This is a genomic window from Providencia sp. wls1922, from assembly GCF_009706505.1.
In the GTDB taxonomy this organism is placed as follows: domain Bacteria; phylum Pseudomonadota; class Gammaproteobacteria; order Enterobacterales; family Enterobacteriaceae; genus Providencia; species Providencia lanzhouensis.
This window is the reverse complement of the sequence record NZ_WLUG01000033.1, coordinates 1-13769: the sequence shown is the minus strand read 5'-3', so window position 1 is coordinate 13769 and position 13769 is coordinate 1. Positions and strand designations below refer to the sequence as shown.

Below are 13769 nucleotides of genomic sequence, written 5' to 3'. Positions count from 1 at the left end.
GTGTTCTGTGCTATTATTTGTACTAGTTTAATAGTATGGAAGGGTAGAATGATGACTGTAGAATATAAACCAGACCCGGCGTTAACCGCCGATGAAAATGCGGATTGGCAACGTTTTGTGGAACTGCTACAAATGGCCTTTGAGCAAAATATACAGGATTCGATTCTTCAGCTATTACTCACACCGGATGAACGGACGGCTTTAGGGACTCGCGTTAGGATTGTTCAAGAATTAATGCGCGGTGAAATGAGCCAGCGTGAATTAAAAAATGAGCTCGGTGTAGGCATTGCAACCATTACTCGTGGTTCAAACAGTTTGAAATCAGCCCCTATTCCGGTAAAAGAGTGGCTGGAATCTAAGCTACTGTAGTTTTTGATTATCTTTTATAGCAGCCAATGATTATTCTCTAAAAATAAATGTGGGGCTCTTATTGCTAAGAGCCCCACATGCATTTTAAATCGTTTTGAGTATAATTAGTCTTCTATGTGATTTAGCTCTTTATAAATTTCGTGTTTAATAGGAACTAAAGCCAGTATGAGTGCTTGTTGATAAACGCTGGTGCGCGTCAATACGCCATTGGTGAAGAAGCCAATCGCACCGCCTTGTTGTTTGATATTATCAATACCAGTAAGGTCAGCCATTTCATCACCCAGCTCACGACCTTCACGGATCCCCGCAAGCACTTTTTCTGGGATCATAATACTGGCAGAGCGTGATTCTCCACGGATTTGATGGTGCTCAATCACAATCCATGCAAATGTCATGTCATCTTCAACACCCGCCTCAATACCTACCCAAAAGTCAGCTTCTGGGCGTACTTGGCGTGATGCCATCACACGTTGTCTTGCTCCTGTACGGGTTTCATTATTACCGATAGGTTGCTGTGGAACACTGCTATCGACATTAATATCTTCAATTTGATAACTGCCAGGCCCAAAAACGGCATCGAAAGCAAGATGAATCGCTTTAATTTTGGCAGGATTCGTCGTTGCAGCTATAACTTGGTACATTAATTATTTTCCTTTGAACACATACTTTGTACAGTAATAACGGAACACATCTATGTTACAGGTTTATCTTGTTCGCCATGGCGAAACTGAATGGAACGTTGCACGTCGCATACAGGGACAATCTGATAGCCCGCTGACCTCACTTGGTCGTCAACAGGCCATGCAGGTTGCTCAACGGGTTAAATCCGAAGGTATTACCCATATTATCACTAGTGATATGGGACGCACACTTGAAACTGCACAAATTATTGCACAAGTGTGCGGGTGTGAAATTATCACAGAACCGCGTCTGCGTGAATTAAATATGGGTGTCTTGGAGCAACGAGAAATTGGCTCGTTGTCTGAGCAAGAAGAACAGTGGCGTCAAAGCCTGATAAATGGTGTCGAAGGTGGTCGTATTCCTGAAGGGGAATCGATGGATGAACTTTTCACGCGTATGTTTGCGGCGTTAAATAATTGCCTTGAACTACCAGAAGGAAGCCGTCCATTATTGGTTAGTCATGGCTTGGCGCTCAGTACATTATTAAGTCGTATCTTAGGTGTGCCTGCAAACTCTCCACGACGTTTACGTCTGCGTAACTGCTCGTTATCTCGCGTTGATTACCAAAATAGCCCATGGTTAGCCAATGGCTGGATTGTGGAAACCGCGGGGGAGGTGACACATCTTTCTCAGCCTGCTCTTGATGAGCAGCAAGGTTAAGAAGTAAAACAGCAAAAAAGAAAAAGGCGTTTCAATGTATGGAGCGCCTTTATTTTGGGTGTCTGATTATGACTGCTTAATTAGCTTCAGGCTTTTTGATCGGAACATAATAGCTAAATGCTTCAATGTGAGTTCTTGGATCCGTATCCGTTATCTCATTGTGCGTCACATCCTTGATTTTGTAGTGTTCTACATCATAGCCTGGACGGCGAGTGAGATTCAGTTTTGGCAAGTAGACCCCATAAACATGGTAAAGGAACTCCTGCATTCTTTCTCTCGTCGTCTCACCGCGATAATTAAATTTCACATATTCGCCTGCGGGGATCGTAACATGGCTATATTCGGTGTTACTAAAGCTCGCATCTTCGGGTTTCACTGCGGTGGTGTAAAACACAGTTTGCTCATCATCTTTCTCAGCACTATGAATCGCATGATGTAAGCCAAAGACTTCAGAAGCCACTTTGGTGGTGTGCTCTAAATAATAGCGCCAGAAAGACTGACGCATTTGCGAGCAGGCAGTTGACCACTCTTCAAGCACATAGGAACAACTTTGCTCCAAACCAACCAATGGCTGCTCGACCATCGTGACAAATTCATAATCCAATGGAGAATGTTCATCCAACACGATCGGTGGACAAATACCGGTTGCGCACCATTCTTCAGTGCGGCGATAAAATGCAGGCGTCAAATTGAACTGTTTTTTAAAAGCGCGAGTGAAAGTTTGTTGTGAATCAAATCGATACTGTAATGCAATATCAAGAATGGGACGGCTCGTTAAGCGCAGTGCAACCGCGGCACGAGATAGGCGTCTAGCGCGAATATAAGCACCAATTGCTTGGTCGGTCACATCCTTGAACATTCTCTGTAAATGCCACTTTGAATAACCCGCTCTCGCGGCAACATTATCTAATGACAATGGTTTATCAAGGTTATCATCTATCCAACGAAGAAGGTCGCGAATAATATTTGTTTGATCCATGGATATCCCCAGGCAATACGACTCACAGAACAGATATGAGTAATCAATGAGTGGCTATTCTATAACAACTTACCTTTTTCGTTTATAGTAAATGAGTTGTATTTAAGAATTAGTTAATAAACAGAATTATTGCCGTTTAGGTTATTTAAAATTCAGATGTTAAGCTGAAAAGGGAATACTGTATGGGTTCTTCCAAATTTAAAAAAGGTATTGCGAAAGGTAATACACTGAAAAACCTCATTTTGGGATCAATGTTGTCTGCACTATCTTTTATGGCAGTCGCAGAGGAAATCGGCTCAGTTGATACTGTATTCAAGGTGCTAGGACCTGACCATAAGATAGTGGTTGAAGCCTTTGATGATCCGGATGTGGACAATGTGACTTGCTACCTAAGCCGTTCAAAAACGGGCGGGATTAAAGGTGGGCTTGGATTAGCGGAAGATACCTCGGATGCTGCCATTTCTTGCCAACAAGTGGGTCCTATTGAGCTAAATGACCGAGTGAAACGTAACCCGAAAAAAGGGCAGGTAGTTTTCCAAAAGAGAACGTCACTGGTGTTTAAAAAGCTCCAAGTGGTTCGTTTTTACGACCCAAAACGTAATGCACTCGTCTATTTGACCTATTCCGATAAGATGATCGACGGCTCGCCTAAAAATGCGTTAAGCGCCGTGCCAATTATGCCGTGGTGATAGTGCTTTAATATAAAAATCGCCACTGATTATGTTTAAAATGAGTGGCGATTTTTGAATGACTTTCAGTTTTAATTTTTTAGAATTGGAATAATATTTTTGGTATTTTAAGTTCCAATAAAAAACCGGCTTGCGCCGGCTTTTTATTAATCAGAATGAAATCACTCGTCTAAATCACCACAGAAACGATAGCCTTCACCGTGGATGGTGGCAATGATTTCTGGGGTATCTGGCGTAGACTCGAAGTGTTTACGAATGCGACGGATAGTCACATCGACTGTTCTGTCATGAGGTTTTAACTCACGGCCAGTCATTTTCTTCAGTAAGTCTGCACGAGTTTGGATTTTGCCTGGGTTTTCACAGAAGTGAAGCATTGCACGGAATTCACTACGTGGTAATTTGTAGTGCTCACCAGCAGGGCTCACTAAAGAACGGCTATTAATGTCTAATTCCCAGCCATTGAACTTATAGCTCTCAACCAGACGGCGTTCTTCTGTACCACCCGCTAAATTCATAGTACGGGACAGTAAGTTACGTGCACGGATAGTCAATTCGCGTGGGTTGAATGGTTTGGTGATATAGTCATCAGCGCCGATTTCAAGACCAAGAATCTTATCAACTTCGTTATCACGGCCAGTTAAGAACATTAATGCGATACTTTCTTGCTCACGTAGTTCACGAGCCAGCAGTAAGCCGTTTTTGCCTGGTAAGTTAATATCCATGATCACTAAGTTGATGTCATGTTCAGAAAGAACATTGTTCATTTCTTCACCATCGGTGGCTTCATGAACAACATAACCTTCCGCTTCAAAGATACTTTTCAGCGTATTACGTGTGACAATCTCGTCTTCAACGATCAAAATGTGTGGGGTCTGCATATTTGCTACCTAAAGTATTAAAATAAAAATACTGAACCCATAGGCCGTTTCCAGTTAGGTGGTTGTTGGTATGATTATCTGGAAAAACACGTCTATGAGTATAAATTTGTCTTTACATTTTTCAGTGACTTAGCGTTGCCTATCCATTAGGCTGAAGGTCATAAAACTCACCAAAACTTAAGCACTTTCCCAATATTGGGCTGTTAACAGCAATATAACAGCTAATACTGCATTTACCACCTAAAAAACTAACTTTTGTTGATACATATCAAAATCAATTGTAGCACGTTAACAATGATTGTTAGGCAGATAATTATACCAAAATTATTTGTTATAGAGATATCGAATAGACGATAAAAATAAGAGAAAAAAGAGAGATAATGCACGTTTTTCATCGTGATACCGTACAGAAAGGTCGATATGAATAGGGATGAAGATATTTTGATTTAACTTAAGCTAAGTCACGTAAGTGATTTTTGTGTCTTTAGAACACCTTAAAATTGTCAGAGAGTAAAATTTCGTTTAGCACATCAAAATCGCGTAAAAAAAGTATTTTTGGTTTTTTATAAGAAAAACTAGGTGATTACACTTACTTGCTTTGCGTGAATCTATTTTGTTTTACAAAAAAATAACAAGACTCCTCAGAACTATCTGAATTAATGTTTGCATGCTTATAATTAACTAAATGACTATTTGGTTTCTTATGTGCAATTTTGATCTGAAACTAAGTAGGTTTCTTTAAGGTTGGTGCAAATCTTGATCAAGATTAATCGAAGAGAGAAAGATAGGACATCAGTGGCAATTTATTTCAAATTTACTGTTGAGAAATACGGTTAAAATACCGTCATCAAATTTGGTGTTTGATTGTTTTTTGTACATGTGAGGCGCTAATTTTTTAAATAAAATTAAAATCTATTAATTTTAGAATTAATGAATTTTACAACTGGAATATCTAAGCTAGCTCTCTTTTTATGAAGATGTTTTTGATGAATACAGTGGATCTCCGAGCTGAATTACCGCTTCTTTTGAGGTCATAAATACAAATAAATTTGACATTATTGTGTGATTACTTTAACCGTATAGGGAGAAACCGAAATGTTCCCTACGAGACAAACAAATTTTATGCGTAACATCAGCCTGACTACGATTATTACCACCACCACCGTGACCACAGGAAACGGGGCGGGCTGACGCATCCAAAAAATAAAAATGAAAAAGCCCGCATCCTAAAAAGATGTGGGCTTTTTTTTGGCGCTAATTCAGGAGAGAAATACCATGCGTGTGCTTAAATTTGGCGGTACTTCAGTCGCAAATGACGAACGGGTACTTAATGTTGCTGATATCGCGGAAAGCAAATTGGCAGATGGACAAGTCGCGTTGGTGCTATCTGCACCCGCGAAAATCACTAACCATTTAGTGGCGATGATTGAAAAAACGGCAGCAGGTCAGGATGTCATCACGCATGTGAGTGATGCAGAAATGATTTTTGCTAATCTCTTAAAAGGATTGAAAGAAAAGCAGCCCGGGTTTGAATATGACAAGCTGAAAAAGCTGACTGAACACGAATTCGCGCAAATCAAACAAGTACTGCATGGTATTACTCTTCTAGGACAATGTCCTGATAGCATCAACGCCTCTATTATCTGCCGTGGTGAGAAGCTCTCTATCGCCATCATGGAATCTGTATTAAAAGCTCGCGGTCACAAAGTCACCGTGATTGATCCGGTGAAAAGCTTGCTAGCAAAAGGTCACTATCTTGAATCCACCGTTGATATCAATGAATCCACTAAACGTATTGCAGAGTTGAACATCCCTAAAGATCATTTCGTGTTGATGGCAGGCTTTACGGCTGGAAATGAGAAGGGTGAACTGGTGGTGTTAGGACGTAATGGTTCCGACTATTCGGCTGCGGTATTAGCGGCATGTTTACGTGCAGATTGCTGTGAAATTTGGACAGATGTTGATGGGGTTTATACTTGTGACCCACGTTTAGTGCCTGATGCCCGTTTACTCAAAGGGATGTCATACCAAGAAGCGATGGAGCTTTCTTATTTTGGCGCGAAAGTCTTACACCCTCGTACTATCGCCCCAATTGCACAATTCCAAATCCCTTGCCTGATCAAAAACACCACTAATCCAAGTGCACCGGGTACGCTGATTGGTGATGGTCAAACGGATGTTAGTACACCAGTGAAAGGGATCACTAACCTGAATAATATGGCGATGATCAACGTCTCAGGTCCGGGTATGAAAGGCATGGTTGGTATGGCAGCATGTATTTTCTCGGTCATGTCCCGTAAAGGGATCTCCGTGGTGCTGATCACGCAATCATCGTCGGAATACAGTATCAGCTTCTGCGTGCCGCAAAATGAGCTACAGCGCGCTCGTGGCGCATTAGAAGAAGAGTTTTATTTAGAGCTTAAAGACGGGGTATTAGACCCGTTAGATGTGATGGAGCAACTGTCCATCATCTCCGTTGTTGGGGATGGTATGCGTACATTAAAAGGCATCTCCGCACGTTTCTTCTCAGCATTAACCCGCGGCAATATCAACATCGTTGCTATCGCGCAAGGCTCGTCCGAGCGTTCAATCTCTGCGGTGATCGCCAATGAGTCTGCCACTTCAGCGGTGCGTTTATGTCACCAAATGCTGTTCAATGCTGAGCAAGTGATTGAAGCCTTTATTGTCGGAGTGGGCGGCGTCGGTAATGCGTTGATCGAACAGATCCACCGTCAACAACAGTGGCTGAAACAAAAACATATTGATCTACGTGTCTGTGGGATAGCGAACTCAAGAGCGATGCTGATCAATATGCAAGGAATTGACTTAGATAATTGGAAAGCTGAATTAGCTGAAGCCAAAGAAGCGTTTAGCCTCAGCCGTCTGATCCGTTTAGAGCGTGAGTACCATTTTTTAAACCCGGTGATCATCGACTGTACGTCTAACCAAGAGATCGCAGAGCAATATGCTAGCTTCTTAAAAGATGGCTTTAACGTCGTCACGCCGAACAAAAAAGCCAACACATTGTCGATGGATTATTATCATCAACTTCGTGCTGCCGCCGAGAGCTCAAAACGTAAATTCCTTTATGATACCAACGTAGGGGCGGGTTTACCGGTTATCGAAAACCTACAAAACTTACTGAACGCAGGGGATGAATTAGTTCATTTCAGTGGAATCTTGTCAGGATCCTTGTCATTTATTTTCGGTAAATTGGATGAAGGAATGTCCTTATCAGAAGCGACAACGTTAGCGAAGGAAAAAGGCTTCACCGAGCCAGATCCACGCGACGATTTATCCGGTATGGATGTGGCGCGTAAATTACTGATTTTAGCCCGTGAAGCGGGTTATGAATTAGAACTTAGCGACATCAATATTGAATCTGTACTTCCTGCTGATTTCGACAGTTCAGGCAGTGTTGCCGAGTTTATGGCGCGTTTACCACAACTTGACGCCCAGTTTGCTGCGCGGATAAAAGCGGCAGAAGCAGAGGAAAAAGTGTTACGCTATGTGGGTCTTATCGAAGAAGGTCGCTGTCAGGTGAAAATGGTTGCCGTTGATGGAAATGACCCACTGTTTAAAGTAAAAAATGGCGAAAACGCACTGGCATTCTACACACGCTACTATCAACCAATTCCTTTAGTTCTCAGAGGTTACGGTGCTGGTAATGATGTAACTGCAGCGGGTGTATTTGCGGATATGCTGCGTACCCTATCATGGAAATTGGGAGTTTAAGAAGTGATCAAAGTTTATGCACCCGCTTCAATTGGTAATGTGAGCGTTGGATTTGATGTGCTAGGCGCAGCAGTCTCTCCGATTGATGGCTCACTGCTCGGTGACTGTGTCAGCATTGAAGCGGCAGAGACATTTTCATTAGAAAACCAAGGTCGATTTGTTTCTAAGCTACCGAAAAAAATGGAACACAACATTGTTTACCAATGCTGGGAACTGTTTTGCGAGCGTCTTGGTAAAAAACTGAACGTGGCAATGACCCTTGAAAAGAATATGCCAATTGGTTCGGGTTTAGGTTCAAGTGCTTGCTCCGTCGTCGCTGCACTGATGGCACTCAATGAGTTTGCAGATAAGCCATTTGACCAAACCGCACTGCTTGGCATGATGGGCGAGCTAGAAGGGCGTATTTCAGGCAGTATTCACTATGACAACGTCGCGCCATGCTACTTGGGGGGCTTACAGCTGATCATCGAGCAAAATGGCATTATTTCTCAGCCCGTCCCTGCGTTTGAAAACTGGTATTGGGTGATGGCCTATCCGGGTATTAAAGTCTCTACCGCAGAAGCGCGAGCCATTTTACCCGATAGCTATTCTCGCCATGATATTGTAAATCATGGGCGCTATTTATCAGGCTTTATCCATGCATGTCATACTCATCAGCCTGAGCTAGCGGTCACGATGATCAAAGACGTCGTCGCAGAGCCATACCGTACTCAGTTGCTGCCAGGTTTTGCGAAGGCACGAGAACATGCGAAGCAAATTGGTGCTCTGGCATGTGGTATTTCGGGATCAGGACCAACAATTTTTACCATTTGTGATGATAAAAAAATCGCAGAAGAGATGGTGCAGTACCTACAACAACATTACATTCAAAATGATGAGGGCTTTGTGCATATCTGTCGTTTAGATATGGCGGGTGCAAGGACAATAGGGTAAACGATGAAACTGTATAATTTAAAAGATAACAACGAACAAGTCAGCTTCGCGAAAGCCGTGAAACAAGGGTTAGGTAAGCAACAAGGGCTATTTTTCCCTCAAGACTTACCTGAGTTTAGCGCCAGTGAAATTGATGAATTACTGAAGTTGGATTTTGTCACTCGTAGTAGCCGTATCTTAAACGCGTTTATTGGAGATGAAATTCCAGCTGAGCAGCTCGCTGAGCGTGTTAAAACGGCTTTTGCATTTCCTGCACCTGTTTCCAAAGTTGAAGATGATGTGGCTACGTTAGAGCTGTATCACGGACCAACACTGGCATTTAAAGACTTTGGCGGTCGCTTCATGGCGCAAGCGTTAGGTCAAGTAGCTGGTGGTGCGCCAGTCACTATCTTAACCGCGACATCTGGTGATACCGGCGCTGCTGTTGCCCATGCATTCTATGGTTTGGATAATGTTCAAGTGGTTATCTTATACCCAGAAGGCAAAATCAGCCCACTGCAAGAAAAACTATTCTGTACGCTGGGTAAAAACATCCATACTGTGGCTATCAAAGATGATTTTGATGCGTGTCAGGCGATGGTCAAACACGCTTTTGATGATGAAGAACTGAAAAAAGCCCTGTATTTGAACTCTGCGAACTCCATCAATATTAGCCGTCTGTTAGCGCAGATTTGTTATTATTTTGAAGCGGTTGCTCAGATCCCAGCAAAAAAACGCGATCAACTAGTGATCTCTGTGCCAAGTGGTAACTTTGGGGATTTAACGGCAGGCTTGCTGGCGAAATCTATGGGATTACCAGTGAAACGTTTTATCGCTGCCACTAACGTTAATGACACGGTTCCGCGTTATTTAGTTGATGGTAAATGGGCGCCACATCAAACCGTTGCGACTTTATCTAACGCAATGGATGTCAGCCAGCCAAATAACTGGCCGCGTATTGAAGAGTTATTCCGTCGCAAAGGTTGGTCATTGAAAGAGTTAGGTTACGGTGCAGTGAGTGATGAAGTGACTCAAGAAACCGTACGTGAGTTAGATAAGAAAGGGTATTTATCGGAGCCTCATGCAGCGGTTGCTTATCGAGTCCTGCGTGATCAGCTGCAAGATGGTGAATATGGCCTGTTCTTAGGAACTGCTCATCCTGCGAAATTTAAGGAGAGCGTGGAAGCTATCTTAAATAAACAAATTTCGCTGCCAAAAGAGCTGGCGGAACGTGCAGATTTACCTCTGCTTTCTCACTTCTTACCGTCAAATTTTGCTCAATTACGCGAATTCTTAATGAAGTTAGCACCGAAACAATAATTGAAACCTGCGATTGACGGGGATCTTAATAACGGAAGCTGTATTGGCTTCCGTTTTTTTTTGAGGAAAAGCTAATAATTAGAGCCGTCCGTGCCATTTTGACCGCCATCGGGTCCTCCTTTACCACCTTTGCCCACTTGTCCTCCAATACCTGCATTTCCTCCATTGCCGCCATCGCCACTACCAGAGCCATCCCCCCCATTACCGCCATGACCGCCATTGCTTCCTCCGTGTCCGCCATTGCCGCCATTGCCGTTGACGAAACCATTTCCACCGTTCCCCCCGTTACCTAGACCATCTCCGTTACCGCCGTGTCCGCCGTCTCCACCATTCACGCCACCATTTCCGCCGTTGCCACCATTTCCATTACTGCCGGGCGTCGCGTGACCTCCGTGGTTGCCATGACCATGACTGCCACCGTTGCCACCATTTCCACCATGTTGACCATTACCTCCGCTGCCGCCATTACCACCGATTCCGCCATTACCGCCGTTTCCTCCACTGCCATTTTGTCCATGAGTTCCATTTATGCCATTTTCGGAAAAATGGAAATAATAATTTCGGTAATAAAAAGGAATGCAGGAATTAGACTGAGAAATATTATCGATAAAAATGGTTTTATTTAAATGGAATAAAGTGTTTTTATTTGATTGAATATAATTGGAATGACTTAATGTTGGTATTGCAGTGAGAAATAAAATAGAGAAAAATTGAAATAGAGATTGATTAACCATTGTATCCTCCATCCCCCTTCGTATGTGAAGGGGGAAATAATTAAATAATCGGGTTTATTTAATTTCCATTACCACCGTTACCACCATTGCCTCCATGCCCGCCACTACCACCGCTTCCACCGTTACCACCATTGCCTCCATGCCCACCGTTACCGCCATTTCCTCCGTTGCTCCACAGATATTCGGTATCCGTTTGTTGTGCGTTGGTCGATATAGTCATGGAAAGTGCGGATAAAGGGAATAATAAGGTGATTAAGACAGTAGAGATTTTACGCATATAAATTCCTCGTTATAAAGTGAATTAATTAAACTGCAAATAAAGCTTAAATGACTCACTTAAATAATTAAAGAATGTTATCGATTAATTAATGACTCAAATTTGTTTTGTATGAATATAAAATAATAAACCAGAATGTTATTCGTTCGTTTGTATTTAAATTAAAGATAATAAATAGAAAGCTATCCCTTAAATATATTTTAAGAGATAGCGATAGGAAGGGCTTAGATTGAGTCTTCGAGGATCAGCTCAATGGCTTTTAACTCATTTTGGCTAAAATCACGATTTTCCATCATGCCGAGAGCGTCATCGATTTGGCTGATACGGCTTGCGCCGATAAGCACGGAAGTAATGCGGTCGTGGCGCAGTAACCACGCTAAAGACATTTGACTCAATTTTTGCCCACGATTTAAGGCTAATTCATTGAGTTTTTTAACTTTTGCTAAAATAGCGGATGTAAGTCTTTCAGGCGGCAGTGATGGATTACCTGCTGCACGAGAATCAGCGGGAATACCATTGAGATAACGATCCGTTAAAATACCCCCAGCCAGTGGTGAGTAGGCAATCGAGCCGACACCTTCCTCTTCGAGCAAATCGAGGAGGCCTTCTTCTGGGGTACGTTCTAGCATGGAGTATTTAGGTTGATGAATAAGGCAGGGGGTGCCCAGTTGATTGAGAATACGGATAGCTTCTTGCGCTGTTTCTGCTGGGTAATTCGAAATTCCCACATAAAGCGCTTTACCTTGTCGAACGATCAAATCAAGGGCTGCCATGGTCTCTTCTAATGGAGTTTGAGGATCGGGTCTATGGTGATAGAAAATATCCACATAATCGACGCCAATTCTTTTTAAACTTTGGTTAAGACTGGCAACTAAATATTTTTTACTGCCCCAATCACCATAAGGACCTTCCCACATGGTGTAACCTGCTTTGGAGGAGATAACCATTTCATCGCGATAAGGACGAAAATCTTGTTGTAGAATGCGACCAAATTGTTGTTCTGCGGAGCCAGGAGGTGGCCCGTAATTGTTGGCGAGATCAAAATGGGTGATCCCATGATCAAACGCATGTCTTAACATGGCTCGGCAGTTCTCAATTGGCTTGTTGTCACCAAAATTATGCCAGAGTCCTAAAGAGACAAGGGGGAGCTTTAATCCACTCCGACCGCACTGACGATATTCCATATCTGTGTAACGATGTGACGCAGCAGAATATGGCATGGCTCACCTCCAAAATAAATGGCAAAGATTTACTCGAATTTTGGCATAACTCTGTCGCGCTCACTGGTGAAAGAATGCTATACAGCTTAAGAGGTGATTATTTTATCGCCAGATTGTGACGGGGATTTGAAATAAGATATCGTATGTTGAGTATGAGGCTTATAGGGTGTGATGCATTCCCCATAAGCCAACGTAGTGAGTCTATGATTAGGCTTGCTCAGGTCGTGTAAAGACTAATTCATTACCTTTCGACTGCGCTTGATCAAATTGGTAGCCTTCTAGATTAAAGTCAGATAGCTGTTCGGATTTAGTCAGTTTATTTTGAATGATAAAACGGCTCATTAATCCGCGAGCTTTTTTTGCATAAAAACTGATGACTTTATATTTGCCATTTTTCTCATCTAAGAAAACGGGTTTAATAATTTCAGCATCTAATTTTTTGGTATTCACAGACTTAAAATATTCATCAGAAGCTAAATTAACAAGGATATTATCTCCTTGCGCTGCCAGTGCTTTATTTAAATGCTGAGTGATGATATCTCCCCAGAATTCATATAAGTCTTTACCACGGCTGTTTTTAAGGCGAATTCCCATTTCCAAGCGATAAGGCTGCATTAAGTCTAATGGACGCAGCACACCATATAGGCCGGACAACATACGTAAATGTTGCTGAGCAAATTCAAAATCAGCGGGAGAAAACGTTTCGGCTTGCATGCCGGTATACACGTCCCCTTTGAAGGCGAGGATGGCTTGGCGTGCATTATCAGGGGTAAAGTTTGGCTGCCATTCACCGAAACGCGCCGCATTCAGCCCTGCAAGTTTATCACTAATTTTCATTAAGCTGGAGATATCCGCTGGCGTGAGTTTTCGGCATGTTTTAATTAGTTTTTCAGACTCAGCGAGGAGCTCGGGTTGAGTAAACGTGTCGATGGCGAGCGGGCTTTCGTAGTCTAATGTCTTGGCAGGTGAAATAGTAATCAGCATAACTTAACCCTTGTGATAGTAAATTTATCCATTACTTTAACAAAAAATCAGATGAAATGGCGAATCGCTGTAATAAGTCGCGCTTATGGTGGTTATCTGGTTTACTGATGAGATTACTCTACCTAGCTAAATGCATTCAGTTCCTAGGGATACCGCGAAAACGATTGCTGATCAAATAGTTGCTTTCAAGGATATTTCCTCGCTTGCAGCAACGTAGATGCGTGATATTATCATGGGACGGTGCGGCGCTAGCCTCAATTCCTTAATAATACACAAAGTAGTTTAAGTTGCGGGTAGATGGCAAGGGTGAGTGAATGTAGCCAACACCCCT

At 42.6% G+C, this 13769-nt stretch carries 14 protein-coding genes and 1 other annotated feature; of the genes, 7 read left to right on the top strand and 7 right to left on the bottom strand.

Translation table 11 applies throughout. From position 1 onward, the window contains the following. The first annotated feature begins 51 nt into the window (after nucleotides 1-51). Nucleotides 52-369, top strand: coding sequence for a trp operon repressor (trpR, locus tag GKR71_RS01995; protein ID WP_036950344.1), 318 nt, complete (start codon nucleotides 52-54; stop codon nucleotides 367-369). 104 nt (nucleotides 370-473) lie between these two features. Here the strand turns inward: trpR and yjjX are convergent, their stop codons facing one another. Then, the gene (yjjX, locus tag GKR71_RS01990) at nucleotides 474-1010 is read right to left on the bottom strand and encodes an inosine/xanthosine triphosphatase (RefSeq protein ID WP_006657125.1); all 537 of its coding nucleotides are present in this window, start codon (nucleotides 1008-1010) and stop codon (nucleotides 474-476) included. A 52-nt stretch (nucleotides 1011-1062) separates the two neighbouring features. Between yjjX and gpmB the strand changes: the two genes are divergently transcribed. Beyond that, nucleotides 1063-1710 (top strand): 2,3-diphosphoglycerate-dependent phosphoglycerate mutase GpmB, encoded by a 648-nt coding sequence (gene gpmB, locus GKR71_RS01985; RefSeq protein ID WP_036950261.1) that lies wholly within the window; start codon nucleotides 1063-1065, stop codon nucleotides 1708-1710. Nucleotides 1711-1786: 76 nt separating this feature from the next. Here the strand turns inward: gpmB and robA are convergent, their stop codons facing one another. Then, entirely contained in the window at nucleotides 1787-2689 is a 903-nt protein-coding gene (gene robA, locus GKR71_RS01980) for an MDR efflux pump AcrAB transcriptional activator RobA (protein ID WP_108479222.1), read from the bottom strand. Between the two features lie 182 nt (nucleotides 2690-2871). Between robA and creA the strand changes: the two genes are divergently transcribed. Then, entirely contained in the window at nucleotides 2872-3378 is a 507-nt protein-coding gene (gene creA, locus GKR71_RS01975; protein WP_148444759.1) for a protein CreA, read from the top strand. A 161-nt stretch (nucleotides 3379-3539) separates the two neighbouring features. On the opposite strand, the gene arcA is transcribed toward creA, so the two are convergent. Next, nucleotides 3540-4256, bottom strand: coding sequence for a two-component system response regulator ArcA (arcA, locus tag GKR71_RS01970; protein ID WP_004905684.1), 717 nt, complete (start codon nucleotides 4254-4256; stop codon nucleotides 3540-3542). Nucleotides 4257-5351: 1095 nt separating this feature from the next. Between arcA and thrL the strand changes: the two genes are divergently transcribed. The 4 genes from thrL to thrC all read left to right on the top strand — a co-directional run bounded on the left by thrL (nucleotide 5352) and on the right by thrC (nucleotide 10223). Beyond that, nucleotides 5352-5447 carry a thr operon leader peptide gene (thrL, locus tag GKR71_RS01965; protein ID WP_071992130.1) on the top strand — a complete coding sequence of 32 codons (96 nt, stop codon included), beginning with the start codon at nucleotides 5352-5354 and terminating at the stop codon, nucleotides 5445-5447. Next, nucleotides 5386-5507, top strand: a sequence feature (Thr leader region). (Overlaps the previous gene by 62 nt.) Nucleotides 5508-5531: 24 nt before the next feature. Then, nucleotides 5532-7991 carry a bifunctional aspartate kinase/homoserine dehydrogenase I gene (gene thrA, locus GKR71_RS01960; RefSeq protein WP_154633881.1) on the top strand — a complete coding sequence of 820 codons (2460 nt, stop codon included), beginning with the start codon at nucleotides 5532-5534 and terminating at the stop codon, nucleotides 7989-7991. Between the two features lie 3 nt (nucleotides 7992-7994). Beyond that, the gene (gene thrB / locus GKR71_RS01955) at nucleotides 7995-8924 is read left to right on the top strand and encodes a homoserine kinase (protein ID WP_230085004.1); all 930 of its coding nucleotides are present in this window, start codon (nucleotides 7995-7997) and stop codon (nucleotides 8922-8924) included. Between the two features lie 3 nt (nucleotides 8925-8927). Then, nucleotides 8928-10223, top strand: a complete 1296-nt coding sequence (gene thrC, locus GKR71_RS01950; RefSeq protein WP_154633880.1) for a threonine synthase — start codon at nucleotides 8928-8930, stop codon at nucleotides 10221-10223. A gap of 71 nt (nucleotides 10224-10294) precedes the next feature. Here the strand turns inward: thrC and GKR71_RS01945 are convergent, their stop codons facing one another. From GKR71_RS01945 to yaaA, 4 genes are all read right to left on the bottom strand, one after another. Beyond that, nucleotides 10295-10957: a hypothetical protein gene (locus GKR71_RS01945; RefSeq protein ID WP_230085003.1), complete on the bottom strand. Its 663-nt coding sequence runs from the start codon at nucleotides 10955-10957 to the stop codon at nucleotides 10295-10297. 58 nt (nucleotides 10958-11015) lie between these two features. Beyond that, nucleotides 11016-11234, bottom strand: a complete 219-nt coding sequence (locus tag GKR71_RS01940) for a hypothetical protein (protein WP_132496147.1) — start codon at nucleotides 11232-11234, stop codon at nucleotides 11016-11018. A gap of 224 nt (nucleotides 11235-11458) precedes the next feature. Then, nucleotides 11459-12454: an aldo/keto reductase gene (locus GKR71_RS01935; RefSeq protein WP_154609346.1), complete on the bottom strand. Its 996-nt coding sequence runs from the start codon at nucleotides 12452-12454 to the stop codon at nucleotides 11459-11461. Nucleotides 12455-12661: 207 nt separating this feature from the next. Further along, the gene (gene yaaA / locus GKR71_RS01930) at nucleotides 12662-13438 is read right to left on the bottom strand and encodes a peroxide stress protein YaaA (protein ID WP_154633878.1); all 777 of its coding nucleotides are present in this window, start codon (nucleotides 13436-13438) and stop codon (nucleotides 12662-12664) included. Between the last annotated feature and the right edge of the window lie 331 nt (nucleotides 13439-13769).

Bases quoted from the DNA above. Each gene is read 5' to 3' on its own strand.
- trpR (WP_036950344.1), top strand. From the start codon at position 52: ATGACTGTAGAATATAAACCAGACCCGGCGTTAACCGCCGATGAAAAT.
- yjjX (WP_006657125.1), bottom strand. From the start codon at position 1,010: ATGTACCAAGTTATAGCTGCAACGACGAATCCTGCCAAAATTAAAGCG.
- gpmB (WP_036950261.1), top strand. From the start codon at position 1,063: ATGTTACAGGTTTATCTTGTTCGCCATGGCGAAACTGAATGGAACGTT.
- robA (WP_108479222.1), bottom strand. From the start codon at position 2,689: ATGGATCAAACAAATATTATTCGCGACCTTCTTCGTTGGATAGATGAT.
- creA (WP_148444759.1), top strand. From the start codon at position 2,872: ATGGGTTCTTCCAAATTTAAAAAAGGTATTGCGAAAGGTAATACACTG.
- arcA (WP_004905684.1), bottom strand. From the start codon at position 4,256: ATGCAGACCCCACACATTTTGATCGTTGAAGACGAGATTGTCACACGT.
- thrL (WP_071992130.1), top strand. From the start codon at position 5,352: ATGTTCCCTACGAGACAAACAAATTTTATGCGTAACATCAGCCTGACT.
- thrA (WP_154633881.1), top strand. From the start codon at position 5,532: ATGCGTGTGCTTAAATTTGGCGGTACTTCAGTCGCAAATGACGAACGG.
- thrC (WP_154633880.1), top strand. From the start codon at position 8,928: ATGAAACTGTATAATTTAAAAGATAACAACGAACAAGTCAGCTTCGCG.
- GKR71_RS01945 (WP_230085003.1), bottom strand. From the start codon at position 10,957: ATGGTTAATCAATCTCTATTTCAATTTTTCTCTATTTTATTTCTCACT.
- GKR71_RS01940 (WP_132496147.1), bottom strand. From the start codon at position 11,234: ATGCGTAAAATCTCTACTGTCTTAATCACCTTATTATTCCCTTTATCC.
- GKR71_RS01935 (WP_154609346.1), bottom strand. From the start codon at position 12,454: ATGCCATATTCTGCTGCGTCACATCGTTACACAGATATGGAATATCGT.
- yaaA (WP_154633878.1), bottom strand. From the start codon at position 13,438: ATGCTGATTACTATTTCACCTGCCAAGACATTAGACTACGAAAGCCCG.